Origin of the sequence: Burkholderia sp. NFPP32 (assembly GCF_900119325.1) — a bacterium.
Taxonomy (GTDB): Bacteria; Pseudomonadota; Gammaproteobacteria; order Burkholderiales; family Burkholderiaceae; genus Burkholderia; species Burkholderia pyrrocinia_C.
This window is the reverse complement of record NZ_FPJP01000007.1, coordinates 282,758-309,134: the sequence shown is the minus strand read 5'-3', so window position 1 is coordinate 309,134 and position 26,377 is coordinate 282,758. Positions and strand designations below refer to the sequence as shown.

Genomic DNA, 26,377 nt, shown 5'->3' with positions numbered 1-26,377 from the left:
ACACCATGAGCAGGGAAACGATCAAGGCGCTGTACGACATCGGCGAAATGCCGCCGCTCGGTGGCGTGCCGCGTCTCATGCATGCGTGGACGATTCGCGCGGATCGCCACGGGCCGCCGCACCGCGCGTTCCAGAGGGAAGTGGTGCCGGTCTGGACGATCGGCGACGACGAGGTGCTGGTTTACGTGATGGCGGCGGGGCTCAACTACAACGGCGTGTGGGCGGCGGCCGGCATGCCGCAATCGGTGCTCGGCATTCACGGGCATCCGTTCCACGTCGCCGGCTCGGACGCGTCGGGCATCGTCTGGGCGGTCGGACGCAACGTCCGGCGCTGGGCGGTCGGCGACCACGTGGTCGTGCATTGCAATCAGGTGGACGGCGACGACGAGGAGTGCAACGGCGGCGATCCGATGCTGTCGCCGAGCCAGCGGATCTGGGGGTTCGAGACGCCGGACGGCTCGTTCTCGCAGTACGCGCGCGTGCATCGGAACCAGCTGCTGCCGAAGCCGGCCGGGTTGGGCTGGGCCGAGGCCGGCTGCTACTTGCTGACGCTCGCGACCGCCTACCGGATGCTGTTCGGCCAGCATGCGCCGGGCATGCGGCCGGGCGGCGCCGCGCTGGTGTGGGGCGCCGCGGGCGGCGTCGGCGCGTTCGCGGTGCAGCTCTGCCGCTTGAACGGGATGGAGGCGGTGGGTGTCGTGTCCAGCGAAGCGCGCCGCGAATTCGTGACCGGGCTCGGCGCGAAGGGCGTCATCGACCGCAGCCGGTATGACTGCTGGGGCGAGATGCCCGACGTCCAGACGCTGCGCTACGACGCCTGGCTCGGCGAGGCGCGGCGCTTCGGCAAGGCGATCTGGGATTGCCTCGGGCGGCGGGAGAACGTCGACGTGGTGATCGAGCATCCGGGGCAGGCGACTTTCCCGCTGTCGTGCTACCTGGTGAAGCGCGGCGGCACGGTGTTGTTCTGCGGTAGCACGACCGGCTACAAGCTGACCTTCGACGCCCGCTACGTATGGATGCACCAGAAGCGCATCCAGGGTTCCCATTTCGCGCACATGAAGCAGGCCGCCGAAGCGAACCGGTTGGTCGAGCGCGGCAAGGTCGAGCCGTGCCTGTCCCGCACGTTCGCATGGGATGCGCTGCCGGATGCGCACGAACTGATGGCGCAGAACCGGCTGCCTCCCGGCAACGCCGCGATCCTGGTGGGCGCGCCGGCCTGACGCCGCGGCGGGCGGCTAGGGGCCCGCCCACGCCCGGGCGGGTTGCGGCTATTCCGCGACCGGCCCGGCCGGTTCCGTCTCGCGCATCAGTTCGTCCACCTTATTGAAGATGTCGCCGAGCTTCATGTCGAAATCGACCTGCAGTTTCTCGAGGTCGATGCGCCGTTCATAGACGACCTCGGCGGCGATCGCCAGCTCGACGAGCATCATCGAATCCCAGCCCATGCCGGCAATCGTCGCATTGGTGTCCAGCTGCTCGACGTCAAGCAGGCGCGCGAGTTCCGCCGCCAGTTTTTCCGTCATCTGTTTACGTTCAGTCATTCTCCCGCTCCTTGGCTTGGTGGCTACACTTCCTGAAGTTCATCGATGATCGCCAGACTTCCGTCGACGAGGCTTTCCCTGCATAGCGATCTGATGAATTTTCCGCTCGACGTCCGGCTCAACGAGCCGCGCAGGACGAAGCAGACCCTCGCGACGCTGACGCCCGCGTGCAGCGAGACGGCCTCGCGGATCTGCGAGACCAGCGTGCTTCGCGCGGACGAGGCGGTCGTTCGCGAGATCTCGACGACGGCCGCGACCGTCTCGTCGCCGTTCGCGGCGGGCAGGCCGACGATGCAGACCGTGTGATCGTCGATCTGCGGACACTCACGCTCGATGATGCTTTCGACGTCCTCGGCGTGATACGTGACGCCGCGAATCTTGATCGTGTCCTTGCGGCGCCCGGTCACGAACAGTTGCCCGCGTTCGATCTTGCCGAGGTCCCCCGTGCGGTGAAACAGCCGGCCCTCGTGGGCCGCGAAGCGGTACGCGAACGGCGCGGTCCGGATGCCGCATTCGTCACGGTAGGCGCTCGCCACCGACGGTCCGGAGATGAAGATCTCGCCGGTCGAGCCATCGTCGAGCGGCGCGAGCGACACGGGATCGGCGACCACGATCGTCGTCTCCGCATCGATCGGGCCGCACGATACAAGCGTACCCGTGGAATCCGTCGCCGGCGCCGCCGTGTCGCCATCCGTCCCGAAGAAGCGGTGGCCAGAGACGAACAGGCTCGCTTCGGCCATCCCGTAGCACGGAAAGATCGACGTGGCCCTGAAGCCGGATGCGCGGAATTTTTCCGCGAATCGCTCCAGCGTGTGGCGCCGCACCGGTTCCGAACCGTTGTACGCGGTTTCCCATGCGCTCAGATCCAGGCTCGCCGCTTCGTCCGCCGACACGCGCCGCACACACATGTCGTAGATGAAATTCGGGCCGCCGCTCGTGTGCGCGCGTGTCCGCTCGATCAGCTTCAGCCAGCTCGCCGGCTTCGACACGACGTCGAGCGGAGACTGCATCAGCGCGGTGCCGCCGAGGAACAGCGGCTGCAGCACGTTGCCGATCAGGCCCATGTCGTGAAAGAGCGGCAGCCAGCCCAGCAGACGCAGGCCGTCGCGATGGCCGAAGTGTTTCGCGATCGCGATCTGGTTGGCGACGATGTTGGCGTGCGAGATGAGCACACCCTTGGGCGTCGCCGTCGAGCCGGAAGTGAACTGCAGCAGCGCGGCAGCCTCGCCCGGGATCCGCCGCACGGGGGGCACGGTCCCGCCGGCCTGCGCCGGCGCGGACAGGTCTAGCGCATGCACGTCGTGGCGCGCGAGGATGCCTTCGGTGAAATCGTTCAGCCCGTCGTGCAGCATCGCGACCGACTGCCCGACCCGCAGCATGGCTTCGAGACGCTGCGACGAGCGGCGGTTCGCCGGCATGCCCGGGATCGCCACGCCGCCGAGCGACAGGATCGCGAGCAGGGCGACGAGGTAGTCGATGCCGTACTTCATCGCGACGAGTGCGGTGTCGCCGGGCCGAACCCGGTCCGCGAGCCGGGCCGCCATTTTCTGCATCGACACGACGAGATCGCCGTAGGTCAATCCGGCGATCGGTTCGAGGTGCGCGTCGTAGTGCTGCATCGCGAGCTGATTCGGGCGGGATGCCGCGTGCTGTTGCAGGACCTCTACGATCGATTCGGGTGTCATGTGGCGAAGGAGGATGAGATTGCGTGAAAACCGGCGAACCTGGCGCTTCAGCCGAGCGCGAGTCGGCGGATCTGTTCCATCACGTCGTCCGCGCTGTCGAGCGAGATGCCGACGAGCGTGCCGATGACCGAGCGCATCCGCGCATCGATCAGCCCGCGATCGTCGACGCCCGGCAGTTCGTCGGACTCCCGGGACAGGCCCGACACGAGGCGCGACACGATTGCAACCGGGTGCTGCACGTCGCGCAGCGAGGTGAGCCAGAAGTACAGGACCTTGAGCGCCTCGATCCGTTCCGTGCGCGGCCGATTCGAGCACGCGATCATCTTGCTCGCATACACGTAGAAGCTGCCGGAGTGGCGCGCCTCGTCCGACGACAGCAATCGCGTGATGGTCTTCAGCACGGGTTCCCGTACGGCCTTCGACAGCCGCATGTAGATCGACGACGCCTCGATTTCGGACAGGATGTTCATCACGAGGGTGCCGACGCGGGAACGGATGAACGGCTCGGTCGCGCGCCCGGACGCGACGAAGTCCGCGTCGAACGAACGCCCGGCCAGCTCGAGCCAGCGCATCAGGACGTACGGGTGCTTGGTCTCCTCGTACATCCAGACGGATACCCATTGCGTGAAATCGACGTCGTCGTGGAATTTCTCGAGGAACATCCGCGAGGCCGACCACGTGGTCAGCTCGGACATCGCAATCTCGGTGACCACGTCCAGCAGCTCGTCCGAAACGAGCGAATGGTCGAGCCGCTCCCACGGCAGGTCCGATATCTTCCAGCGCACCGATTCGGCCTGGTCGAACAGATGGTAGAAGCGCGCGCTGCCGAGCACGGACTCACGGCTGCCGGGCTCGGCGCGGGACGACGGGGACATGCTGGCAAGGGCCATGGTGCTGGATCTCCTGAAAGCGCGGTTCGAACGTCGAAGGGCGGCAGGCCCGCTCACGCGGACGCATGCAGCCGCAGGCCTGCGGTCACGCGCCGGCTGTAGTAGTCCTTCATGACGCCGGACGCGCCGGTGAAGAGGCTCATCACGCGGCCGTCGAGGCGCGCGCGCTGAAGCCACGCGATGTCGCCCGGCGCGCGGCGACCCGCGAGCAGCGCGTCTTCGCACGCATCGATGCAGTCGCGCACGAAATCGCCGCACAGGTACTTGAGCATCGCCGCGTCGGTGGAAATCGACGTGCGTGCCGCCGCGCGCCGTGCCGTTTGCCAGCAGCGCACGCGCAGCGCCGCCGCCTCGCAGCGCAGATCCGCGAGCGCCGCCGCGTCGTTCCGCGCGGGCAACTGCGCGAGCGTACGGTTCAGGCAGTAGAGCGCATACGAAACCGCGGCGGCCGCAATCAGCACGCGCTCCTCGACGATCACGTCGACGACGTATAGCAGGCCGGACCCGACATAGCCGACGGTGTTCTGCTTCGGCACCTTCACGTCGGTAAACCGGATATGCCCGGTTTCCGACGCGTGTGCGCCGAGCTTCGCGTATTTCTCCACGATCTCGACGCCCGGCAGGTCCATCGACACACACAGCAGCGTGAGACCCTGCGCGTCGGCGCCGCGCGTCGTGCGCGTGAGCACGAACGCGACATCGGCGGCGGGCGAGTTCGTGATGTAATGCTTGTCGCCGTTCACGACCCAATGGTCGCCTCGATCGTCTGCGGTCGTCGCGAGCGTGGTCACCATCGCCCCGGCGCTACCGCTCTCGGTCACCGCGAGGCAGGGGATCGTGCGGCCGGCCGCGATCGCCGGCAGGAAGCGGTCCTTCAGGTCCTCCGAGCCGTAGCGTGTCAGGATCGGCACGACCGTATTCGCGATCAGCATCGTGCTGACCGTCAGTCCGAACAGATTTTCGAGCATCATCTGCTCGGTCATGTGCATGTGCCGAATCATGCCGGCGCCGCCACCGCCCCATTCTCGCGGGCACGCCTGCCCGAGGTAGCCGCGCTTGCCCAGTTCCTCGAATCCCTCGCGTGGAATGCGGCCGCCGGCCTCCCATGCGTCGAACACGGGCGCGACCCGTTCGTGCAGATACTCGGCGAAGGTCGCGCGGAACGCGTGCTCGTCGTCGGTGGCCGCGACGAACGGCTGGGTCCAGTCGATCGGGGTGCCCGGGCCGGTCGCGCTGATCCGCAGCAGCGGACGAGCCGCATTCAGGTCGCGGTAGAACGCGGCGACCGGATTGCGCTCGATGTAGCCCCAGCCGCCGTTCAGCTGAACGCACTGATTGGCGAACATCTGCAGTTTCCTGAGCGCGGCGACCAGCAGGACTTCGGCTTCTGCGCACGTGCCCGGCGAAGCGGGCCGCCCGGTCAGTTCGGCGTGCGCGGCCTCGAGCACGTCGAGCCACGCATGGACATGCGAAAGCTGCGTGCGAACGTCCGGCAGGTCGATCAGGACGCCGGTCGTGCTTTTCCTGTCGATCAGGAAGCGCGCGGTCTGCCGCTTGACCTCGGCGGCCTCGCCGACGAGTTCCGCGATCACGCGCAGCAGGTAGCCGGCGCGAATGCGCGACAGCTCGGCGTCGGTCAGCGGCTGCCCTGCGAGGTTCGCGTCATCGGCGATGGAGAGCTGACCGAGCGCGTTGTCGCCGTCGCCGGACGAGCGCAGCGCGATCGCGCTCCGGTACGCGGCGGCGTCGAGATACAGTACGCGGCCGCCGTCGGGCGCCGGTGCGACACACGCGAGCAGTCCGCCGTCCGGAATGCCGAACAGCGCGCCAGTCAGCCCGCCGACGTCGTCGTCGGCCGGCCGCAGGTCGACGAACGCGGCGGCGTCGCCGCGAACCGTCTCCGGCAGGCAGGTATGGCGAAGTTGCATCGCGAATTCGGCATTCGCTGTCCGCAGTCGCTGAAGAAGACCCATTTGATGACCCTTTGCAGATTGGACGACGACGCGAGGCGTGCGGCGTCGGTTGACATCGAATGACGGATGAACGGCGTTTGGCCGGCCGGCGTCAGCTGGCCAGCCCCGCCAACGCCTCGAGGCGTTGGCGAGTCTTCGCACGCGGGTCGAGATCCAGCTCGAGCACCGGCCTGCCGATCTGCCCGAATACCGTCCGGCGGAACTGCTTGCCGAACGACGATCCGTCGATCAGTTGCTTCGCCTGGTCCGCCGAGCATCCGAATCGCGCCAGCACCTCGGTCGGGCGAAGGTACTCGTCGAGTAGGGCGAGCGCTTCGTCGAGGAAATCGTCGAGTTCGGCCGGACCGACTTCGTCGTTGAGTCGCTCGGGCTCGCTGACGATCAGGCGCCCCAGCGCGAAATGGCGGGCCTCGTCCTTCATGATGTAGGAGAACAGCGTGCGCACGAACGCCGACTCGGTCGCGATGCTGATGCGCCGGAACGCGCCGATGCCGACCCCTTCGATCAGGATCTGCATGCCGAGCGACAGGAAGCTGATCCGGTTGTCACGCCCGACCTGGTCAATCAGCGTCCCGAGCGACGGCGTGATCGGGAACGGGGCCGAGCCGATTTCGTCGAGAAGCCGCGTGAACACCTGCACGTGCCGCGCCTCGTCGGCGGCCTGCAACGTGCAGCAGAGCTTGGCCGGCACGTCCGTGTGAAGCTGCGTGAGTTTCGCGCACACGTCGAGCGCGGCCAGCTCCGCGTGCAGCATCTGCGACAGCCGCCAAACCTGGAAGTCGCGTGACAGCGACTCGCGGCCTCTGTCGCCGACCTTGCTCCAGAACGCCCCGTCGCTGATCTCGTATTCGAGGCTCGCCATGCGCAACGGGTTCGCATAGTCCCATTCGACGTTCCATTCGAACGTCTGGCCGGGCACCCACTGTTCCTCGGTGGCATTGCGGAACAGCTTCATCAGGCGTTCGTCACCGGGTAATGCTGTTGGACGCATGGCAAATCCTTCAATCGTTAGGCAAGGCGATGGCCTTGCGGTCATCAGGCGGGCGCGATCGCGGCGGCGCGCCGTCCGTTCGGCGAGCCTCGTCAACGCCTGGCATGCGTGCGCCGGATCGCCGCGGCGGGACAACTGAAGAACGCGGCCGTCATGTCCGCGCGTGCCTCGTCGGTGGCCGGCTGCGCGAAGATCCTGGCGAGACCGCCTTCCATGCGCATGCACGACGGGACGAGGGACGTGCAGGCGCCGCATGCGATGCACTGGCTGTCGTCGACCGAATAGATGTACTGCTCGCTTGCGTGGGTATGCTCGGCTTGCGTCATTTGCTGGAATTCCTCGTCGGGATTGGGTTATCGCAGCGTTTTCAGATGCAGGTACACGTCGTCGACATTGTTGATCCGCAGGCCGAGCAGGTTGCCCAGCAGCGGATAGACACGCGCGTACATCTTCTTCGCGCAGGCCTGGAAATCGGCGAGCGGAATCGCCTCCAGCACTTCGGGGCGGTCCGCCATCCGTCGCAGGAACAGGTTGACCGGATGCTCTACCCGGTGATTGGTTTCGGCCCAGAAGTACATGACCTTCAGCGCCGTCAGCCGCTCGCGGTCCGGTTTGTCCGAGTTCGCAAGCAGCTTCTTCGCATACGAATAAAAGCCGCTCGCGTGACGCGCCTCGTCGCCGGCCAGCAGGCGGGTCACCTGCGCGAGCACCGGCTCGGGCGAGCGCTTCGAGATCAGCATGTACAACGACCAGGCAAGCACTTCCGCATAGACGTTCGTGACGAGCGTCGCCATCAACGAAGGGATGATCTCGACCTTGCGGCCCTCCGTCACGAAGCGGCTGTCGACCGTCTCGCCAAATTCGTGCAGCCACCGGATCATCGCCTGCGGATGCTTCATTTCCTCGTAGAGCCAGACCGTTGCCCACTGCGTAAAATCGATGTCGCTCGCGTAATCCTGCAGATACTGCGCGGTCGCGTTGAACGGTGTGAGCTCGGTATAGGCGATCTCTCTGGCCAGCGCGATCCAGGCCCGCGGGGTGCTGCGGATATCGATCGACGACCACGGTATGTCGCCCATGCGCCACCGGACCGTTTCCGCCTCGAGGAATAGCCGGTAGTAAATCGAGCTGCCGAAGATGTCGTGGTCGACGGGCGATTCGTGCACGGGCGACGCGGGACTACTGCAACGCACATCCATAACGAACTCCTGTTGTCCAACTGGTTCGCATGCTTGATCCGATTCCAATCGTCGCAGTCCGCTCATTCAAAAAAATAACGGGGACGCAATTGCGATCGATATATAAATGGATATTTAAACCGTGCAAACAGGATTAAAATCCGGAATTACAACGGCGCTTCGCCTTTTTGCAGGCGCGCGACACCCATTCGCCTCGAAATAGGTGGCGAATTACTAACGCTCATGATGAAAGCGGGCTGTATGGTTTTCGGGATTATTCCCGGTTACGAATGGAATTGGCGCAAAAGTTCCTGTTTTTAACAAAGGGTCGAATTTCGTTGGATTTTGGTGTCGCATTGAAATTAATCAAGGCGCATCTTCGTATTGCGGGGTGCCGCCTTTTGCAACGAGATTAATACATGGAGTGTGCGGGATTGTATACCTGTTATCTTAGACAGGCCATTTCGATATCCGGATAATCTTTCAATTTCATTTCGCAGATCGTTTCGGATTTTTATTCGATCCATATATTTCGATCGAAAAATGACGGCGATGCCTGTTTCTTTCAAATATCTTTCGCAATCGACAGAAAGGCGATCCCCATTGGATTGCTTGATGTTTTCATCAATGCTGCCGAGGTGGCTGTTAAATCTTGCAGTATGCCTTTTGTTGACAGGCCTGAAACTCACATGATAGAAGTGCGGCTCGTCGAAATTAATTCCGGATTTTCGTCGTTGAAAATCGGTGTCTATTCGGAATGCCGTCAAACGAACCAGAAGCGAGGTTGAATTGATCCCCATAACGTGCGAATCATGCCCGGCCATCGGGCTGGCGGCGCGCATCGATCCAACCCTCCCGGATTCCGGAGAATCACGATGAGTGTCTCTACGCAGCAAAACAGCATTGCCGCACGAGGGCTGAGCAAGAAGTTCGGTGATCTCGTGGTGCTCGACGAAGTCGAGCTGACGGTCCGCCCGGGCGAAATGTTCGCATTACTGGGGCCGAACGGAGCCGGAAAGACCACCTTCTTTTCGATCCTCTCGACCCTGCGCAAGCCGACTTCGGGCGCGCTCGAGGTTTACGGCCGCGACGTGGTGAAAGAGCGTGCGTGGGTGCGCCGCCATATCGGCATCGTCTTTCAGGAGCCCGCGCTGGCCGACATCCTGTCGGTTCGAAAGAACCTGAACCTGATGACGCATTTCTACGGGCTGCCTCGCGCGATCGCGCGGCAGCGGACCGAGGAGATCCTGGCCAGTCTCGAACTCACCGACGTCGCCGATCGCCCGGCGCGGCAATTGTCGGGCGGGCAGCGACGCAGGCTGGAACTCGCGCGGGCGCTGATCGCGGATCCCGCGCTTCTGTGCCTCGATGAGGCGACGCTCGGCCTCGACCTCACCGCGCGCAGGCTGTTCTGGTCGAAGGTGCGCGAACTGGCCGACGCCGGGAAGACGGTTTTCTTCACGACGCACTACATGGAAGAAGCCGACGTTGCCGACCGGATCGCGCTGATCGACAAGGGCCGCATTGTCGCGATCGACACGCCGCAGGCGCTCAAGGCGCAGGTAGGCGGCGGCATCATCCAGCTCTCGACCGACAACGACGCGCTTGCCCATGACTGGCTGGTAGAGCGCGGCTATGCGGTCGACTCGGACGAGAGCGGCCTGTGCATCACCGGCAGGAATCTGTCGAACATGGTGCCGGATCTGGTGCGGGACTTGCCGGCGCGCGTCGAGAAGGTCGAGGTGCGCGAGCCGAGTCTCGAGGATGTGTTCCTGCTGCTGACCGGGCACAGCCTCGTCAACGGGCAGAGGGTCGGCAAAAGGAACGTGAAGGAGGGCCTCGTCGCATGAACGGCATCGTCGGCATCATTTTTCTGGACATCGAGCGTCTGTGGATCAATCGCAACCGGGTGCTGATGAGCCTGGTGCAGCCGCTCCTGTATCTGTTCGTGCTCGGCTCGGGCCTCAGTGCCAGCGCCGGCGCGCATTTCGGGAGCGGCGGGTACCAGAAGTACATCTACCCCGGTATCGTGATCCTGACGCTGCTGTTCAATTCGAGCTCCGCCGCGATCGGCATCGTCGTCGACAGGCAGGTCGGCTTTCTGAAGGCGCTGCTCGTTGCGCCGGTGTCGCGCAATGCGATCGCGTTCGGCAAGATCCTGTCGGGCGCGCTTCAGGCAATGGTGATCGCGATCCTGCTGCTGCTGCTCGCGCCGTTCGTCGGCGTGACGTTCACGGTGGCGAGCCTCGTGAAGTTCGTGCTCGCGATGGCGTTGTCGGCGGTCGTGTTTTCCGCGCTCGGCGTCGGCTTCGCGGCCCGGCTCTCGGCGATCACGTCGTTCCCGGTCTTCACGAACACGATCCTGCTGCCGATGTTCTTTCTGTCCGGTGCCATCTATCCGCTCGACAACGTCCCGGCCTGGCTGCGGGCGCTCGCGTACGTCGACCCGGTCGCTTATGGCGTGGACCTGTTGCGGGGAAGCCTGTCTGGGCACTATGTATTCCCCGTGCCGCTGTCCTTGCTGGTGCTGGTCGGTTTCCTGCTGGCGTTCGCGTATTCGGCCGTGCGGGTGTTCGACGGTCGCGGCGGCGACGACTGACCGGGGAGGCCGGCCGCAACAGCGATGCAACCTGCGCCGGCGAACCGCGGCGCGAATGGACCCAGGGGCGCGGGGCCGGACTTCCGGCGGCGCCCCGCCACATGACTGACCCGCCATGTACGAGCTTATTTCGGATGTTTGCGCCGCGCACGCGCACAAGGAGGCGATCGTCTCCGGCGCGGTGCGACTGCGCTTCGGCGCGCTGCTCGACCGCGCGCGCCGAATCGCCGCCACGCTGCGTATGCGCGCGCCGGGCCCGGTCGTCGGCTTCTGCCTGCCGCACCCGGAAGCCATCGTGTTCATGCTGGCCTGCCTCGACGCCGGCAAGGTGTTCGTGCCGATCGACGCCGGCACGGCCGCGACAGTGCGCTCCGGCATGCTGCGCACCGCCCGATGCTGCGCGTTGGTCGAGCGGCTCGATCTCGATACCGGCGAGCTCGGGCTGACCGGCCTCGATGCCGGCGCGCCCGTGCATACCGGCGCGCTCGACGGCGTGATGTCGATCATGTTCACGTCGGGCTCCACCGGGCAGCCGAAAGGCGTGATGGTGCGCCGCGCGTCGGTGTGCAACCTGCTGCATGCGCCGGACTTCCTGCCGCTCGACCCGCGGGACGTGTTCGCCGCGTATTCGTCGCTGTCGTTCGACGCGTCGACGTTCGAGATCTTCACACCGCTGCTGAACGGCAACACGCTCGTCGTGCTCGACAAGCGCGACGTGCTCGATCACGCGGTGCTGCAGTCGGCGATCCGCCGCGAGCGGATCTCGGTGATGTGGATGACCGCCGGCCTGTTCAACACGCTGGTGCTGGCGGATCGCTGGGCCGCACTGGCCACGCTGCGCACGCTCCTGGTCGGTGGCGAGAAGGTGGATCCCGAGGCGGCGCGCCGCTTCGTCGACGGCGCACGCGGCACGGCGCTGTTCAACGGCTACGGCCCGACCGAGAACACGGTGTTCACGACGATCGCCGCGCTTACGCCCGACGTAATGCGCGGCGGCGTCGACGAGGTGCCGCTCGGCCGTCCCGTGCGAGGCGTGCAGTGCGAGATCCGGCGCGCCGGCACGAGCGAACTGCTCGACGGGGCGGGCCAGGGGCGCCTGCTGGTGTCGGGCGCCGGGCTGGCCGCCGGCTACGTCGGCGAGACGGGCGGGACTGCGTTCGCCGCGCACGAACGTGCGGTCAGCGGACGCTTCTACGACACCGGCGACGAAGTCCGGCGCGATGCGCACGGAATTTACCATTTCATCGGACGATGCGACGCGCAGGTGAAGCTGAATGGCCATCGCGTCGATCTCGGCGGCGTCGAGCGGCGCTGCGTGCAGGCCGGCCTGGCCGAACGGGTTCATGCGTTCCATTCGGAGACGATGCAGGGGCTGGTGCTGGTGTGTCACGCGGCGGGCGTGGCGCGCGACGGCTGGCGTCATGCCGACGCGCGGCTCGACGGCGTGCTGAACGCATGGGAGAAGCCCAGGCGGATCGTGTTCGTCTCCGATTGGCCGCTCACGCGCAACGACAAGACCGACGGCCGGGCGCTCGCGCGCCGCGCGGAAACATTGCTGGCGGAGCAGGCGGAGCAGGCCGGGCGGGATGCGGGGAGTGATGCGCTTGCGCGTCTGATTGCGAGGCTGACTCGCGCGCCGGCGACGAACCGCCAGGCTCGCCTGTTCGACATCGGCTTCGACTCGATCGGCATCGCGCGCCTGCAGGCCGAGATCGAAACCCAGCTCGGCGTGCATCTCGACATCCTGGACATCTACGAGGCGGGGTCGCTGGGCGGGCTTGAGGAGCTGATTCGTGAACGATACGCGTACTGAGCGGGCGTACTACCTGCGGCACACGTCGAATACCGATCCGGGCCGCTACGGGTACCTGTTCGATTCGCTCGGCGACGACATCGACGTGCTGTTTCAGGCCGCTCGCCATGTGGTCGAGCATCACGGCGGCCTGAACGCCGCCCGAATCGGGCCGCATCGACTGGCCGAGATGGATGTGTACCGGGTCGAGGACCTGCTCGGAAAGGTCGCCGCGCACGGTGTCCGGGATTTGCGCGAAGACGTGCCGCTCGAGCACAAGACCATCGGCAACTGCGTCAACATCTCGAAGGTCGCGTGCGGGATGCTGCGGCACAAGGGCATACCCGCGCGCATCCGCTATGCGTATTGCACGTATTTCTATCCGCGCCTCGCGCACGAGCAGACCCTCGTCGAGTACTGGCTCGACGAGCAGGGGCGCTGGCTGCGGGGCGACGCGTCGATGAACTGGCCGGTGCTGCGCGCGCGGAAGATCGACGTCGAGATCGATTTCCGCGATGTGGCCGAGCATCTGTCGAAGCCGGTCGCGAAGGTCTGGCAGGCGTGCCGGCGAGGCGAAGACCGCTTCGATCGGTACGGCAATTACAACCGCGTGGGCATGGGTCATGTCGCGCAGAAGATGCTGCACGACCTCGCATGCCTGAACCAGGTCGAGATGATGCCATGGGATTTCGGCGCGCCCGCGACGTTCTTCTGGACGTCGCGGCCGCTGGACCCGCTCGCGTTCGACGCGCTGGCCGAACAGATGGCGGGCGCGTCGTGGGACGAACTGCTGTACACGGCGCGGCGGCTGCCGTTTTTCGCGGTGCCGCGCCGCGTGCTGCGCAAGAGCCCGTACAGCGGGAACAGCCTGACTTTCGTCAAGGAGGGAGTATGGAAGACACCATGATCGCGGTCGTACGCTCGCTGTATACGGACGTGTTCGACACCGGCAACTGCCCCGCGGTGAATAACCATTATCACGACGATGCCGTCTGCCATTTCAACGGGAAGGATCTGAGCGTCGAGTCGCTGAAGTCGTCGATGCGCGACTTCGTCGCCGCGCACTCGGACATCAGGACAACGATCGAATCGGTGTTTGCGAGCGGCGATCGGACCTTCGCGCGCCTGGTTCGCGACGTCACGGAGAAGGAGAGTGGCCGCAGCCGCCGGATCAATATCATGGTCGAGAAGCGCTTCGTCGGCGACAAGGTGAAGGAGCTGTGGTTCATGGTGGACGACGACCAGTATCGGAACACCTGGGCACGCTGACATGGCACACGTCGCGCAACCGGATGCCAGGGTCGCGGTGATCGGGGTGTCGCTCGCGTTGCCGGGCGCGGGCACGCTCGGCGATTTCGAACGGCTGGTGTTCGCCGGCGAGGACGCGTTTTCGTCGCCCGACGACGCGGCACCGCCTCGCGAGGGGTGGGTCGATCGGGCAGGCTACATGACGGACTGGCCGCGGTTCGACTATCGCCTGTACGGGCTGTCGCTGCGCGACAGCGTCATCATCGATCCGCAACAGCGGCTGTTCATCCAGCACTGCTGGAAAGCGGCGGAATCGGCCGGCTACTACCCGAAAGCGCTGCCCGCGCGCACCGCGGTGATTTCCACCGCATCCGACACCGATTATGCGAGCGTGGTCCGCGCCCGGCACGACGTGGCGGCGAAATACCATCCGTTCGAGATCGAAATCGGCTCGAACAAGGAGCAGCAATCGCTGCGCGTGTCGCACGTGCTGAACCTGCGCGGCCCGAGCTACGGCGTGCAGTCCGCGTGCTCGAGCGGCCTGCTCGTGATCCACGCCGCGATGCAGGCGCTGAGGCTCGGCGATTGCGATCTCGTGCTGGCGGGCGGCGCCAGCCTGCCGTTTCCGCTGCACGACGGGTATGCGTACCATCCCGGCATGAACCTGTCGAGATCGGGCGTGGTGCGCTCGTTCGACCGCGATGCGGACGGAATGGTGCCGGGCTTCGGCTGCGTCGTGTTCGTGCTGAAGCGGCTCGACGACGCGCGGCGCGACGGCGACGCGCTGCTCGCCGTGCTGCGCGGCAGCCGGGTCAACAACGACGGCAGCCACAAGGCGACCTATACGTCGCCCAGCTCCGTGGCGGTTGCCGAGAATCTCGACGGCCTGCTGACGGGAGCGGGGTTGGACGCGAGCGACATCGACTTTGTCGAGGCACATGGTTCCGGGACCTACATCGGCGACGTGATCGAGGCGGCGGCGCTGCAGAAGGCGTTCGCCGGCAGCCGGCGCGGCGCAAACGCCACGGCGGTCGCGTCGGTGAAGTCGTCGATCGGCCACCTGGACACGGTCGCGGGCCTCGCCGGTCTGTTGCGCGCGGCCGTGCAGGCGCGGCGCCAATGCATCGCGCCCGCCGCGAACCATCGCGCGCTGAATCCGCGCATCTCGTTCGACAACGGGCCTCTCTATGTGCCGCAATCGCGCGCGCCAGCGACCGGGCCGTTGACGGGTATCGTCAATTCGCTCGGCATCGGCGGCACCAATTGCGCGGTGCTGGTCGAGTCGCCGCCCGCGTTCGCCGAGCCTCGCGGCGCGGCGCCGCCCGGGCCGCTGCACGTCTACGTCGGCGCCAGCACGCCGGAACGCGTCGCCGCGATGATGCGCGACCTTGCCGAGACCGTGCGGCAATCCGGTGCCGAGTTCCGCGACGTCGCCCGTACGCTGAACCGGCGCGCCGCGGGCAGCGCGTGCGTCGCGTGTGGGACGGCGATGGATCTTGCGGAGCTTGCGCAGCGGTTCGACGGTTTCGGCCGTGCGGGTGTCGACGCGACGCCGGATGGCCTCCCGTGCGTGGCGGACCCGGATGCGCGCATCCTCGATCTCGGCGTGAGTGAAATCGATCCGGGCGTGCGAGTCGACGCACCGGGGCCGGCGGTCGCGATGGATGCCGCGGCGACGCCGCCACTGCCGGGCATCGAACCGGCGCTGGCGGACATCTGGAAGTCTGCGCTGATGCTCAAGCAAGTGAGCGACGCGACGTCGTTTGTCGACGAAGGCGGGCATTCGATGCTCGCGCTGACGATGGTGAGCGATATCAACGACGCGTTCGACGTCGGCATCGACCTCGACTGGATCGACACGCACGATCGCTTCGGCGAGCAGCTGCGGAGCATCGCCGCATTGCTGGCGGCGCCCGCGCGCGCCGACGGCGGGCTCGTGAAGCGGCTGCGCGCGGCGCGCTCGACGCCGCGCCTGCGGCTCGTCCTCGTGCATGCCAGCATTTCCGGCGCCGAGATCTACCAGCCGTTGGCCGCGCATCTGTCGGACGACATAGAGCTGCTTGCGATCGACTCGTACAACCTGTATTCGGACGAAGGCGACCTGATCCGCGACGCCGACGAACTGGCCGCACTGTATGCCGCGCAGATCGCGGAGGCGGTGCCGGACGTCTGCGTGCCGCTTTGCATCGGTGGCTGGTCGCTCGGCGGCATGCTGGCGAACCTGATTGCAGCGCGGCTCGCGGCGAGCTATCCGGTCGCGGGCCTGCTCGCGATCGATTCGGTCGTGTTTCACGAACGCCACGCCGCGCTGTTCGACGATGACGCGCTGCCGTATTTCATTGACAGTGCGGGCCTGCTGGTCGAGCGCTTCGGGAAGGCGCACTACGAACGGCAGTTGCGGCGGCTGAACGCGGTCTTCCGGGTCGAGCGCGACATGGCGCGCGCATTCAGGCCCGCGCTGCAGGCGTTGCCGTTCCTGAATATCATCGCGACGGGTAGCCGCTTGCCGATCGCCGGCGGGCCGCTGCGCCGCGCATTCGACGCGGCGAAGGCGGACAACGGCTGGGGCGGGTGCCCGCATGCGGAGATCGTGCGGATCGACGCGCACCACGTCGACATCGTCGAGGCCACCCGGCTTGCGGAGGTCGCCGCGCACGTCAACCGCTTCGCGGAGGCGCTATGTATTTCCACGTGATCCTGTTCGCGTTCGCCGAAGGCGTGAGCGCGTCGCAGGCGGATGATGCGCTGCGCGCGCTGGGCGGGCTGCGCACCCGGATACCGACGATCCGCGCGTATCACTTCGGCCGCAACGACGCCGACAACCCGCACAACGGCCGCTTCAGCCATTGCTTCGTGATGGCGTTCGACAGCAAGGCGGACCGCTACGCGTACCAGAATCATCCGTTGCATCTCGCGTTCATCCGCACGCGGCTGGATCCGATGCTGGCCGACAGCGCGGTGCTCGACTTCACCGACATGGACGACACCAAATGAATCCGGGCACCCGCGAGCCGATCGCCATCGTCGGCATGGCCTGCTGCGTGCCGGGCGCCGGCGACTACGAAGCATTATGGGCGTTGCTCGCAGCGCCGCCTCGCGGCGGGCGGCCTGAGCGGCGGCTCGAATCCGCCGAGCTGTTCGACGCCGCCCGTTACGGCATCAGCGAACAGGAAGCGCAGGTGATGGACCCGCAGTGCCGCCGGTTCCTGATGCTCGTCGACGCCGCGTTTGCCGATGCCGGCTACCCGCGCGGCGCGCATCCCGGCACGGTGGGCGTCGTTGCGTCGCAGGCGGCCAACGGCACCTATCACGACCATCTCGCAGCGCTGGCCGCACAGGGGCGCGTGGCGCCGCCGCCTGCGCTGCTGGAGACGGTCAACCGGGGTGCCGATTTTCTCGCGACCCGCGTCAGCTACGTGTTCGACCTGCAAGGGCCGTCCTTCAACCTGCAAAGCGGCTGTTCGTCGTCGCTGGTCGCGGCGGCCGAAGCCTGCCATCTGCTGTGGGCCGGCCGCTGCGACGCGGTGGTGGCGGGCGGCATGACGATCACGTATCCGCTCGACGGGGCCTACGCTTACGAGCCCGGCTCGATCTATTCGCGACTGGGCGTGTGCCGTCCGTTCGATGCCGAGGCGGACGGCACCGTTCCGGCCGATGGCGGCGGCGCGGTCGTGCTGAAGACGTTGAGCCGGGCGCGGCGAGACGGCGACCGGATTCATGCGCTGGTGCGCGGCGTGGGCGTCAACAACGACGGCGCGCACAAGGTCAGCTTCGCCGCGCCGGCGGTGGACGGGCAGGTGGCGCTCCTGAAGGGCGCCTATGCCGATGCGGGCGTCGCGCCCGATCAACTGGCCTTCGTCGAATGCCATGCGACGGCCACGGCGATCGGGGATCCGATCGAGGTGCGTGCGCTCCGGCGTTTCGTCGAATCCTATCCGCCGCCCGCGACGCCCGAACCGATCCTGCTGGGCTCGATCAAGGGGCATATCGGCCATCTGTTCTGGTCGTCCGGCATCGTGTCGATGATCAAGTCGGTACTCGCGCTGAAGCATCGCGTTTATCCCGGCACAGCCGGGCTCGTCAATCCGAACCCGTTGCTGGCCCTCGTCGACTCGCCATTCAGCATTTCGGCCGACGCAAACGTGCTCGACCTGCGTGAACGCACGTGCTGCGGCGTCAGCTCGTTTGGCGTCGGTGGCACGAACGCGCACGTGATACTCGAACAGGCGCCGGACGACGTGTGCCGTGCGTTCGACGCGGCACTGCCCGAACTGTCGGCACGGCGCTACACGCTGGTGCCGGACGCAGGCGGCGCAAACGCGGCTGCGGGCGTGAGCGAGCGGCCCGAGGCCCCGCCCGCCCGGGGAGCGGGGGAAGCGCGAACAGCGTCGTGCGACGAGATCGTCGAACTCTACACGGCGGTGCTCGCCGAGCCGTCGGTCACCCCCGACAGCGACTACTTCGAACTGAACGGCGACTCGATCTCTGCCGTCGAATTGATCGCACATGTCAGCGAGCGTTACGGCGTGATGCTGGCGCAGACGGACATCTACGACTGTCCGACGCCCGCGTTACTGACCGCGCGCATCAATGCGCGCGTCGGCGCGCGCGCCGGGTCGAACGGGCCCGATGCACCGCCGCGCACGCGCCTGAACGCCTACCAGGCACGCTTCTACCTGCTCGAGAAGCTGCAGCGCGGCGACTTCAGCCATTACAACGTGCCGCTGTGCCTGTCGGCGGGTGTCGCGCCGGACTGGCCGGCTTTTTGCGCCGCGCTCGACGCGATCCTGAGCGGGCTTCCCGATTTCTCGATGACGCTGAAATGGACGGGCGACGGCATCATGCTGGGCGAGCGGCGCGAGCGGGTGACGACCGCGGAGGCGGTGACGCTCGCGGAATCGGACGATCCCGAGCGCTGCCTGACGGCGTTCTTCGGCCGGCGCTTCGATCTCGAGCGCGGTCCGGCCGCGCGTGTGCTGTACGTGCGGCACGGCGAGCGTCATCATGTCGCGATCAATTTTCCGCATCTCCTGATCGACGGCACCGGGTTGGAGAACCTGTTGCGGCGCGTCGAGCGCACGCTGAAGGGCGAGCGCACCGCGGAGCCGGTCCCGGTATCGGATACGCCGAACTGGCGGCCCGAGGACGCGACGTACTGGCGCGAGCAGCTTGCGGGGGCACCGGCCAGTACGCTCGCCTCGACACCGGGACGCGCGCCGCGTGAGGCCGGCGCACCGCTGCCGTATCCCGCGGCGGAGCGGTGCGCAATCCTGCCCGACAACCTGCTGCGCGCGGTACGGGCGGTTTGCCGGGTGCGCAAGATCACGCCGTTCGTTCTGTTCTACGCGGTATTCAACACGCTGGTGGCACGGCGGACCGGCATGCGCCGGGTCCTGACCGGCACCACGCTGAACAATCGCGACGCACACACACTGGGGCAGATCGATTGCCGGATCACGAACCTCCCGATCGGTGTCGAGATCGACGAAACGCGCGGATACGACGCGATCCTGGCGGCCGTCCGCGAACGTCTCGCCGAATCGATGCAACACGCCAACGCACCGCTCGACGTGATCGTGCAGGCCTCGGGCCGCGCTGGCGCGCCGTACCGGATGCTGTTCATGTTCCAGAACCAGAACACCGGTTATCGGATCGAGATGAACGGGCACGTGTGGGAGGAGGGGCCGTACCGCTACCGGCCGCTCTACACCGAGCTGTGCCTGCAATTCCAGGCGGACGCGGACGAGCGCATCCGGCTCGTCGCGCACTACGATCCCGGGATTTACAGCGAGACGGATATCAGCCGCTTGACGGGCGAGTTCATCGCGCTTGCCTACGAATTCACCAGCCAGGTATGACGGAGTCCGACCGATGCTCAGCGGTCAAACAAAGACGCATTACCGGGATTTCATCGCGCGGTTCTCGGAAGCAGCGCAACGCGACCCCGACCGGATCGCGCTGATCGCCGGCCGCGAGCAATTGACCTACCGGCAACTGCACGAGCGAGTGCTTGGATGCGCGGCGTCGCTCGACACGCTGAGGCAAACGAGCGACGCCATGCTGCTCTGCCTGCCGCGCGGCGTGCCGCTGATCGTAGCGATGATCGCGTGCCAGCGTCAGGGCGTGCCCTACATCCCGATCGACTTCCGGACGCCGGCACCGCGCATGAGGCAGATGCTCGACGTGAGTGCGGCAACCGCGGTGCTGCACGATACGGCCGGCACGCCGCATCCGTTCATCGCCGATTTGCCGGTCGGCACCCCGCAACTCGATATGGCGGTGTGCTCCGCCGCGCCGACGTGCACGCCGCCAGCAGGCGCAAGCCGCGAAGCGTACCGGATCTTCACGTCCGGCTCGACGGGCAAACCCAAGATGGTCAGGGTCACGACCCAGGGATGCGCGAACCTGATCGACTGCCTTGGCGAACTGCTCGGATGCGATGCGGACACGAGCGTGCTATCCAGCACCTCGCCCGGCTTCGACATTTTCTATCTGGAGTACGCGCTGCCGCTTGCCAACGGCGCAACCCTGACACTCGCCGATGACGGCCGGGCGGCATCGCCGCAGTTGCTGGCCCGGCTGCTGGAGCAGGTCCGTCCGGCGATTTACCAGTCCACACCGTCGCTGCTGAAGTGCCTGTTGCCGTACCTCGGCGCATCGTTCCGATTCGACCGCCTGCTGGTCGGCGGCGAGCCGCTCGGCCAGGCGCTCTCGGCCGAGATCCACGCGCGTGCGGCGCGGCCGTACAACATGTACGGTCCGACCGAAACCACCGTGTGGTCGACCTGTCAACGGATCGATCGGCCCGGTGAACGGCGCATTGGGCTGCCGATCCAGAACACGCATGTGCTGGTCGTCGACGAACATGGCTCGGAGGTGCCGCTTGGCGTGGAGGGACGCATCCTGATCGGGGGGGACGCGGTCGCGCTCGGCTATCTGGGCAACGCCGCGCTTACGGCGGAGAAGTTCATCGCGAGCGCCGACGGCCGCACGATCCGTTATGACACCGGCGACGTCGGCTTCGTCGATCGGGAGGGATGCCTGAATTTCGTCTCGCGCGCCGGCGACTTCGTGAAGATCAACGGGCATCGGGTCGACCTGCAGGAGATCGGCGACACGCTGGAGGCGCTGCCGTTCATCAGCGAGGCGGCGGCGATCCACACGCGCGACCAGAGCGAGATCGACAGCCTGTCCGCATTCATCACGCTCGATCCGCGCCATGTCATCGCGGATCCGGTGGAACTGGCGCACGCGCATCTGCGCCAATGTTTGCCCAAGTATCTGTGGCCGCGCGAGCTGACCGTGATCGACACGCTCCCGCGCAACGGCTCCGGCAAGCTCGATCGGAAAGCGCTTGCGAGCCTGCCGCCTGAGCAACCCATGCCGCTTCCCGTCAAACGGAACGCGGCACCCGATAGCCCCGAACACGTGCTGATCGTCCTGCTCTCACCCTACCTGAACGTGAGCCGGCTCGGCGAGCACGATAACTTCTTCGCGCATGGCCTCACGTCGATGCACGCGGTTTCGTTTCATCTGTCGCTGGCCGACCGGTGGCCGCGCATCGAACTCTTTCACATCTTCGAGTACCCGACAATTTCCGGCTTGTCGCGGATCGTGGCAAATTTGCATTGACGCCTCTGGAGTTCGGCGGAGTAGATGCTGGCCATGTCCATACGGGCAGTCCTGGCCTATTTTTTCATTCGGTCGCTTCTTTCGACCAGCGCTTCATCGCTCGGCTGAACGCGGATGTACTTTTGTATCCCAATCGCGCCGCGATCTCCTTGATCGAATATTCCTTTTTGGCCAGATATTGCGATGTCAGATCTTGACGTACAAGGTTGTGCATGGCACTGAACGACGTCCCCATCTCCTGGAGTTTCCGCTGCAAACTGCGCAGTGAAAGTCCGAGCTCTCTGGAAAACTCGGCGATGTCTTGACACGCGGGGTTGTCGTACATCAGGCCAAGTAGTCGTCCGATGAGGTCCGACGGGACCCAGTGCGCAAGTTCGAATTCGCGCTTTGCGCACGCCTTTTTTGCCAATTCGAATTCTATCGGGTGTGCGAGCGGAAGCGCGATTTCAAGTGTCGATCGATCGAACTCGAGAAAACTTTCGCGAGAATTGAATTCGATTGGACAGTTGAAATAGGCCCTGTAAGATTCCGCGTGCGGCGGTTCCGGATAAGCAAATCCTATCCTCAGGAATTCCGGATATTGCCCGATCAAATCACGCATCTCCCGGCGAATGGCGGTGAAAACCATGTCGGTATTCAAAACCAGGAGATCCGTGCGATAGGTATAGCCGCCAACCGTAATTCTGGCCACATCACCCGTTGTCGTTATCCTCATTCTGAAATAGCTGATCCCCAGCAACGGATGCTCGAAGCCCAGGCGCAGCGCGTCACCCAACGTCGGGCTCACCAGCATGGCGTGGGCTCGCAGGCCGTACGATGTCACCGGGATCGCGTTTCCGATATGAAGCCCGATCGCGGTGTTGCCGGTCGCCTCGAGTGCATTCGCAAACAGCACCATTTCCTGCGCATGCGTCACCATTGCGTTGGGTCGCTCGACGTCCGACGGAGAAATGCCCGCGCCTCTCAGCAAGACGTCGACGGGAACCCCCATACGCTTCATGAAGTCGATCGTGATGAAGATGGTGTGAAGCGGCGCCGGACGTTGCGCGGCAGTGCGGTGACTCATGTCGGCTACCGGCTTCATTCGACTCCTAGCGACTTCGTAAACACGACCTGGCATCCATACTCGTCCAGTTCGCCGCGCTTCCACCCGAGACGCTGGTAGAAGCCATCGGCTCGCGAGCCCGGATCGGTCACGAGCGTGACTTGCGCCACTCCCTTTTCCTTCAACCATGTCAGCGCACGGTCGAGCAGCTCCCGGCCGATGCCGGCGCCATGGAACGACGGATTCACAAACAAGGCGGTGATGAACGGCTTTTCGGTGATGACCGGCAGACAGATCCCGACCACCTCATCACGACATTCACAAATCCAGCCGCCTCCCTGCCTGATTTTCTCGATCAGGAGGTTGCGGTTGAGCAGATGAACCTGGTGGGGATGGATTCTATTCTCGCTCACGGAGAATCGCACGTCATAAAAGGCGCCGATGTCGCGCTCGGTCATTCGGCGGTATTCCAGCTTATCAGCAATGGCCATATTCGTTATCGCCTCTCATCTCGTTATATGAAATATGCATGGTGCGAATCGGGCAACTATCTCACGATTTTTGCAAATCCGCCAACGATCATGCCGCGGAAGCCGGATAGCTGCCACGTGTGCCGCGGCGGACCGGGGTTGGCCGAGCCATCGGCGAAGCCGCATGGCGCCACATGGGGCGCCCATCGGGGCGCCGGCGTGCGGCGCAGTACCCGGTGTACCGTTCCCGGTGACCTGACGATTGGTCAACGCTTTAATGTTCCTGCATCGATCTAAATTGCACGAGTACGAGAATTTCTGTTGGCGAAATAATCCAATATAAAATGCCGTTCGCCAAACTTATAATGTCATTGGCGCTGACGGGTAACACATTGGCGCGAACGGCACGGGCAACCCCTATAAATGGAGCGATCTATTTGATACGCTTCCTGCCAATCGAACCGGCCTAATTGAGGTAATTGGTAGTGCGTCAAGTCCCTATGGTCCACCTGCCGAAGCTGAAATCATGGCGGAAGATGTATAACCCGGCGGTGCTCGTCATGGTCGCGGGTGTTGTTCTTCCCATGATCATCCTGGCAGTGGTCTCGCTCAGCGTGCCGCTCGACTTCGGCGGCGTCGCGTGGGGCGACTTCACTGCCCGGGCGTACGAGCGGGTCGTCTTCGATCGGGACTTCGACGGTTCGCTTGTCCTTCAGCGGGGCTATCTCGCCATTTTCGCCCGGTCGATGACCATGGCCCTGCTGACCACCGCGGGATGTCTGCTGATCGGCTTCCCGACGGCGCTTTTCATGGCGACGCGCCCTCGGAAGTGGAAAGCCGCGTTGCTGATCCTGATCACGATCCCGTTCTGGACCTGCGTCGTCGTCCAGATGTACGGGTGGATCATCGTCATCGCAGACAACGGCCTGGTGAATCGGATCTTGATCGGAGCAGGCATCATGCACGGCCCGCTCGGCTTGCTCTACACCGATCTCGCGACCTTGATCGGCCTCGTCTATGCGTTCACGCCATTCATGGTCCTGCCGATCTTTGCCGCGCTCGATGATCTCGACTGGCGGCTGGTCGAAGCGGCCTACGACCTGGGGGCAAACAAGCCGGCCGCACTTGTCCATGTGGTTGTGCCGTGCTGCCGTCCGGGCGTCATGGCGGGCGTAGGGCTCGTCTTCGTCCCTGCACTGGGTTCCTACACGATCCCCGGGCTTCTTGGCGGCAATCACGCGTTCATGATCGGCAACTTGATCGATTTCCAGTTTGCCGGCGGCCGGGATTGGCCTTTGGGCGCCGCCATGTCGTTTGCGTTGCTCGCGATTGTGCTTCTGGCGATGCTCATGCCCCGGCTGGGCGCGCTCTTTCAACGACAGGAGCGCATTCATGAATTCGCCTGAACTGCGCCGGTTTCCGTTGGCCGCGGCAATCGCGATCGCGGTTCTGTTGTTCCTCTATTTGCCGATGCTGATCGTGATAGGGATGAGCTTCAACGTTGGCCCGTCCGCGCTCGTCTGGGACGGGTTCGGTATCCGCGGCTACGAGGAGGCGTGGTCCGATCCGACGCTGGTCCGTGCCGCGAAGAACTCGCTCGTTCTGGCGTTGATGTCGATGGTGCTTTCCACCGTCCTTGCGACGAGCGCGGCGGTTGCCTGGTGGTCGAGAAGTGATCGGCACGGGTTCGACCGGGCGGGACTTCTCGTCGCGCTTCCGCTTGTCATACCTGAAATCGTGCTGGCGATCGCGACGATGATGCTGTTCTCGATGTTCAAGACCGAGCTCGGATTCGGCGTCGTCCTGTTTGCGCATGTGGTCTTCAGCGTGCCGCTTGCTTACCTTCCGATCAAAGCCAGGCTCAAGACGATCGATCGCACGCTGCTCGAGGCTGCTGCGGACCTGTCAGCCACACCCTGGGCCGCATTTCGGCAAATCACCGTGCCTTTGGCGCTGCCCGGCATCGTCGCAGGGGCGCTGCTGTCGTTCGTCGCGTCGATGAATGATTACGTCACCAGTTACTTTCTCGCTGGCGCCGGCATGACCACATTGCCGATGTACATCTTCAGTGCGATGAAGATCGGGATCACCCCAAAGGTCAGCGCTGTCTCGACCGTCGTCATCGGCCTTTCGTCGGTGCAACTGATGGCGGTCTGGGTCATCGGTGCTCGAGGCAAAAGAAGATCCACACCCAAGCAGTCCGAGATACACCATGCAAATCTCCAAGCAATAGGAACAGTATGAAAAAAACAATCGGGGCGATGTTGCTCCTCGCCGCTGTGACGACGCAGGCCGCCGAGCTTCATATCGGAAGCTGGCCGGGCATCCTGCCCGTGAACTTGCTCAAGAAGTTCCAGGCAGATACCGGTATCGAGACGACGCTTGACACCTATGCAAGCGATGCCGCACTGACCCAGAAACTGCAGGCGGGGGGAGGAGGCTACGACGTCGTGGTGGCCGGCGACTACTACGTCCCGGTGCTCGTGAAATCCGGCCTGTTGCTCAAGCTCGACAAGAGCAAGTTGCCGAATATCGCAAACATCAAGCCTGAATACCGTCATCCGGCATTCGATCCTCAGCGGGACTATGCGATGCCCTTTACGGTCGTCCTGACCGGGTTTGCATACGACAGCGCGCGCGTGCCGGGTGGCCGGCTCGACGATAGCTGGAAATCCTTTTTCGAGCCGCCCGAGGCGCTGCGCGGCCAGATCGGCGATCTGGACGTCGAGGAGGAACTGTACATGGCCGCGAGCTGGTATCTGGGGCAGGACGAATGTACCGAACGTCCCGAGGATGCGAAGCGCGTGCTTGACGTCCTGCAGAAGCAGAAGCCCTTCGTGAAGACCTACAGCAACGACGGCACGATCGACCGTCTCGCGTCCAGGCAAATCACCGTTCAGCACGTCTGGAACGGTGCCGCTGCGCGCGCGCAGGATCGTCTGCCGACCATCCGGTTCGTGTATCCGAAAGAGGGCGTCCGGCTGTTCATGGATAGTCTGCTTATCCCGGCAAAAGCGCGGAACGTCGAATCGGCCTACAAGTTCGTCGACTGGATGATGCGGCCCGAGAACATTGCACTGGTGACGAACGCGATTCGGTACAGCAACGAGATCGTCGGGTCGGAGCGCTACATCGATCATGCGCTGCTGAACAACCCCGCGACCAAGACGCCCGAGCAATACAAGGATCGCCTCAAGCCGTACAAGATGTGCTCGCCTGCGGCACTTCAACTACGCAACAAGGTCTGGCTGAAGCTGAAGGGCAATCAATGAGCGGCGCCTGCGGCCTGGCCTTGGGGTACACACCAAGAGACCATCATGGCTGAACGTAGAT

General features: G+C 64.9%; 23 protein-coding genes. 13 read left to right on the top strand and 10 right to left on the bottom strand.

Annotation, left to right across the window (positions count from 1 at the left end; genetic code table 11):
- The first annotated feature begins 5 nt into the window (after positions 1-5).
- On the top strand, positions 6-1,220 hold the full coding sequence (gene ccrA / locus BT264_RS17110) for a crotonyl-CoA carboxylase/reductase (RefSeq protein ID WP_072439103.1): 1,215 nt from the start codon (positions 6-8) through the stop codon (positions 1,218-1,220).
- Positions 1,221-1,268: 48 nt separating this feature from the next.
- On the opposite strand, the gene BT264_RS17105 is transcribed toward ccrA, so the two are convergent.
- From BT264_RS17105 to BT264_RS38330, 8 genes are all read right to left on the bottom strand, one after another.
- Positions 1,269-1,541: a phosphopantetheine-binding protein gene (locus tag BT264_RS17105; RefSeq protein ID WP_110281290.1), complete on the bottom strand. Its 273-nt coding sequence runs from the start codon at positions 1,539-1,541 to the stop codon at positions 1,269-1,271.
- 23 nt (positions 1,542-1,564) lie between these two features.
- Complete coding sequence (locus BT264_RS17100) at positions 1,565-3,226, bottom strand: AMP-binding protein (RefSeq protein ID WP_072439059.1); 1,662 nt, start codon at positions 3,224-3,226, stop codon at positions 1,565-1,567.
- A gap of 47 nt (positions 3,227-3,273) precedes the next feature.
- Positions 3,274-4,116: a ferritin family protein gene (locus tag BT264_RS38335; protein ID WP_110281289.1), complete on the bottom strand. Its 843-nt coding sequence runs from the start codon at positions 4,114-4,116 to the stop codon at positions 3,274-3,276.
- Positions 4,117-4,169: 53 nt separating this feature from the next.
- Positions 4,170-6,044: an acyl-CoA dehydrogenase family protein gene (locus tag BT264_RS17090; RefSeq protein ID WP_072439056.1), complete on the bottom strand. Its 1,875-nt coding sequence runs from the start codon at positions 6,042-6,044 to the stop codon at positions 4,170-4,172.
- A 136-nt stretch (positions 6,045-6,180) separates the two neighbouring features.
- Positions 6,181-7,080, bottom strand: coding sequence for a ferritin-like domain-containing protein (locus tag BT264_RS17085; RefSeq protein ID WP_143155738.1), 900 nt, complete (start codon positions 7,078-7,080; stop codon positions 6,181-6,183).
- A gap of 92 nt (positions 7,081-7,172) precedes the next feature.
- Positions 7,173-7,406 carry a ferredoxin gene (locus tag BT264_RS17080; RefSeq protein WP_072439052.1) on the bottom strand — a complete coding sequence of 78 codons (234 nt, stop codon included), beginning with the start codon at positions 7,404-7,406 and terminating at the stop codon, positions 7,173-7,175.
- Positions 7,407-7,433: 27 nt separating this feature from the next.
- Positions 7,434-8,279: a ferritin family protein gene (locus tag BT264_RS17075; protein ID WP_143155737.1), complete on the bottom strand. Its 846-nt coding sequence runs from the start codon at positions 8,277-8,279 to the stop codon at positions 7,434-7,436.
- Between the two features lie 341 nt (positions 8,280-8,620).
- Positions 8,621-9,100: a hypothetical protein gene (locus BT264_RS38330; RefSeq protein WP_143155736.1), complete on the bottom strand. Its 480-nt coding sequence runs from the start codon at positions 9,098-9,100 to the stop codon at positions 8,621-8,623.
- Positions 9,101-9,133: 33 nt separating this feature from the next.
- Between BT264_RS38330 and BT264_RS17070 the strand changes: the two genes are divergently transcribed.
- The 9 genes from BT264_RS17070 (at position 9,134) to BT264_RS17030 (ending at position 21,529) form a co-directional block, all read left to right on the top strand.
- Positions 9,134-10,108 (top strand): ABC transporter ATP-binding protein, encoded by a 975-nt coding sequence (locus tag BT264_RS17070; protein WP_072439047.1) that lies wholly within the window; start codon positions 9,134-9,136, stop codon positions 10,106-10,108.
- A complete protein-coding gene (locus BT264_RS17065; RefSeq protein WP_072439045.1) occupies positions 10,105-10,857 on the top strand; it encodes an ABC transporter permease in 753 nt (250 codons plus the stop codon). The genes BT264_RS17070 and BT264_RS17065 overlap by 4 nt, the downstream gene beginning before the upstream one ends.
- Positions 10,858-10,972: 115 nt before the next feature.
- Entirely contained in the window at positions 10,973-12,670 is a 1,698-nt protein-coding gene (locus tag BT264_RS17060; RefSeq protein ID WP_072439043.1) for a non-ribosomal peptide synthetase, read from the top strand.
- The gene (locus BT264_RS17055) at positions 12,651-13,556 is read left to right on the top strand and encodes a transglutaminase domain-containing protein (RefSeq protein WP_072439041.1); all 906 of its coding nucleotides are present in this window, start codon (positions 12,651-12,653) and stop codon (positions 13,554-13,556) included. The genes BT264_RS17060 and BT264_RS17055 overlap by 20 nt, the downstream gene beginning before the upstream one ends.
- Positions 13,541-13,918 (top strand): ester cyclase, encoded by a 378-nt coding sequence (locus BT264_RS39235; RefSeq protein WP_175959322.1) that lies wholly within the window; start codon positions 13,541-13,543, stop codon positions 13,916-13,918. The genes BT264_RS17055 and BT264_RS39235 overlap by 16 nt, the downstream gene beginning before the upstream one ends.
- A 1-nt stretch (position 13,919) precedes the next feature.
- The gene (locus BT264_RS17045; protein WP_072439037.1) at positions 13,920-16,592 is read left to right on the top strand and encodes a beta-ketoacyl synthase N-terminal-like domain-containing protein; all 2,673 of its coding nucleotides are present in this window, start codon (positions 13,920-13,922) and stop codon (positions 16,590-16,592) included.
- Positions 16,577-16,891: a Dabb family protein gene (locus BT264_RS17040; protein ID WP_072439035.1), complete on the top strand. Its 315-nt coding sequence runs from the start codon at positions 16,577-16,579 to the stop codon at positions 16,889-16,891. The genes BT264_RS17045 and BT264_RS17040 overlap by 16 nt, the downstream gene beginning before the upstream one ends.
- Positions 16,888-19,755: a polyketide synthase gene (locus BT264_RS17035; RefSeq protein WP_072439033.1), complete on the top strand. Its 2,868-nt coding sequence runs from the start codon at positions 16,888-16,890 to the stop codon at positions 19,753-19,755. The genes BT264_RS17040 and BT264_RS17035 overlap by 4 nt, the downstream gene beginning before the upstream one ends.
- 13 nt (positions 19,756-19,768) lie before the next feature.
- Entirely contained in the window at positions 19,769-21,529 is a 1,761-nt protein-coding gene (locus BT264_RS17030) for an amino acid adenylation domain-containing protein (RefSeq protein ID WP_072439032.1), read from the top strand.
- A gap of 64 nt (positions 21,530-21,593) precedes the next feature.
- Here BT264_RS17030 and BT264_RS17025 read toward each other — a convergent pair whose 3' ends face one another.
- Together BT264_RS17025 and BT264_RS17020 are read right to left on the bottom strand one after the other, a co-directional pair.
- Positions 21,594-22,613 carry an AraC family transcriptional regulator gene (locus BT264_RS17025; RefSeq protein WP_072439030.1) on the bottom strand — a complete coding sequence of 340 codons (1,020 nt, stop codon included), beginning with the start codon at positions 22,611-22,613 and terminating at the stop codon, positions 21,594-21,596.
- Positions 22,610-23,065: a GNAT family N-acetyltransferase gene (locus BT264_RS17020; RefSeq protein WP_072439028.1), complete on the bottom strand. Its 456-nt coding sequence runs from the start codon at positions 23,063-23,065 to the stop codon at positions 22,610-22,612. Before BT264_RS17020 ends, BT264_RS17025 begins: the two co-directional genes overlap by 4 nt.
- Positions 23,066-23,604: 539 nt before the next feature.
- Here BT264_RS17020 and BT264_RS17015 point away from each other — a divergent pair.
- The 3 genes from BT264_RS17015 to BT264_RS17005 are packed head-to-tail and all read left to right on the top strand — an operon-like array spanning position 23,605 to position 26,316.
- On the top strand, positions 23,605-24,450 hold the full coding sequence (locus BT264_RS17015) for an ABC transporter permease (protein WP_256260650.1): 846 nt from the start codon (positions 23,605-23,607) through the stop codon (positions 24,448-24,450).
- Complete coding sequence (locus tag BT264_RS17010; RefSeq protein ID WP_072439024.1) at positions 24,437-25,288, top strand: ABC transporter permease; 852 nt, start codon at positions 24,437-24,439, stop codon at positions 25,286-25,288. Before BT264_RS17015 ends, BT264_RS17010 begins: the two co-directional genes overlap by 14 nt.
- Positions 25,285-26,316 carry an extracellular solute-binding protein gene (locus BT264_RS17005; protein ID WP_072439022.1) on the top strand — a complete coding sequence of 344 codons (1,032 nt, stop codon included), beginning with the start codon at positions 25,285-25,287 and terminating at the stop codon, positions 26,314-26,316. Before BT264_RS17010 ends, BT264_RS17005 begins: the two co-directional genes overlap by 4 nt.
- Positions 26,317-26,377: the final 61 nt, after the last annotated feature.

Coding starts and splice junctions, on each gene's coding strand:
- BT264_RS17040 (WP_072439035.1), top strand. CDS start 16,577: ATGTATTTCCACGTGATCCTGTTCGCGTTCGCCGAAGGCGTGAGCGCG.
- BT264_RS17035 (WP_072439033.1), top strand. CDS start 16,888: ATGAATCCGGGCACCCGCGAGCCGATCGCCATCGTCGGCATGGCCTGC.
- BT264_RS17065 (WP_072439045.1), top strand. CDS start 10,105: ATGAACGGCATCGTCGGCATCATTTTTCTGGACATCGAGCGTCTGTGG.
- BT264_RS17010 (WP_072439024.1), top strand. CDS start 24,437: ATGAATTCGCCTGAACTGCGCCGGTTTCCGTTGGCCGCGGCAATCGCG.
- BT264_RS39235 (WP_175959322.1), top strand. CDS start 13,541: ATGGAAGACACCATGATCGCGGTCGTACGCTCGCTGTATACGGACGTG.
- BT264_RS38330 (WP_143155736.1), bottom strand. CDS start 9,100: ATGCGCGCCGCCAGCCCGATGGCCGGGCATGATTCGCACGTTATGGGG.
- BT264_RS17075 (WP_143155737.1), bottom strand. CDS start 8,279: ATGGATGTGCGTTGCAGTAGTCCCGCGTCGCCCGTGCACGAATCGCCC.
- BT264_RS17015 (WP_256260650.1), top strand. CDS start 23,605: ATGGTCGCGGGTGTTGTTCTTCCCATGATCATCCTGGCAGTGGTCTCG.
- BT264_RS17105 (WP_110281290.1), bottom strand. CDS start 1,541: ATGACTGAACGTAAACAGATGACGGAAAAACTGGCGGCGGAACTCGCG.
- BT264_RS17005 (WP_072439022.1), top strand. CDS start 25,285: ATGAAAAAAACAATCGGGGCGATGTTGCTCCTCGCCGCTGTGACGACG.
- BT264_RS17070 (WP_072439047.1), top strand. CDS start 9,134: ATGAGTGTCTCTACGCAGCAAAACAGCATTGCCGCACGAGGGCTGAGC.
- BT264_RS17030 (WP_072439032.1), top strand. CDS start 19,769: ATGCTCAGCGGTCAAACAAAGACGCATTACCGGGATTTCATCGCGCGG.
- BT264_RS17020 (WP_072439028.1), bottom strand. CDS start 23,065: ATGGCCATTGCTGATAAGCTGGAATACCGCCGAATGACCGAGCGCGAC.
- ccrA (WP_072439103.1), top strand. CDS start 6: ATGAGCAGGGAAACGATCAAGGCGCTGTACGACATCGGCGAAATGCCG.
- BT264_RS17060 (WP_072439043.1), top strand. CDS start 10,973: ATGTACGAGCTTATTTCGGATGTTTGCGCCGCGCACGCGCACAAGGAG.
- BT264_RS17085 (WP_143155738.1), bottom strand. CDS start 7,080: ATGCGTCCAACAGCATTACCCGGTGACGAACGCCTGATGAAGCTGTTC.
- BT264_RS17090 (WP_072439056.1), bottom strand. CDS start 6,044: ATGCAACTTCGCCATACCTGCCTGCCGGAGACGGTTCGCGGCGACGCC.
- BT264_RS38335 (WP_110281289.1), bottom strand. CDS start 4,116: ATGGCCCTTGCCAGCATGTCCCCGTCGTCCCGCGCCGAGCCCGGCAGC.
- BT264_RS17080 (WP_072439052.1), bottom strand. CDS start 7,406: ATGACGCAAGCCGAGCATACCCACGCAAGCGAGCAGTACATCTATTCG.
- BT264_RS17100 (WP_072439059.1), bottom strand. CDS start 3,226: ATGACACCCGAATCGATCGTAGAGGTCCTGCAACAGCACGCGGCATCC.
- BT264_RS17045 (WP_072439037.1), top strand. CDS start 13,920: ATGGCACACGTCGCGCAACCGGATGCCAGGGTCGCGGTGATCGGGGTG.
- BT264_RS17025 (WP_072439030.1), bottom strand. CDS start 22,613: ATGAAGCCGGTAGCCGACATGAGTCACCGCACTGCCGCGCAACGTCCG.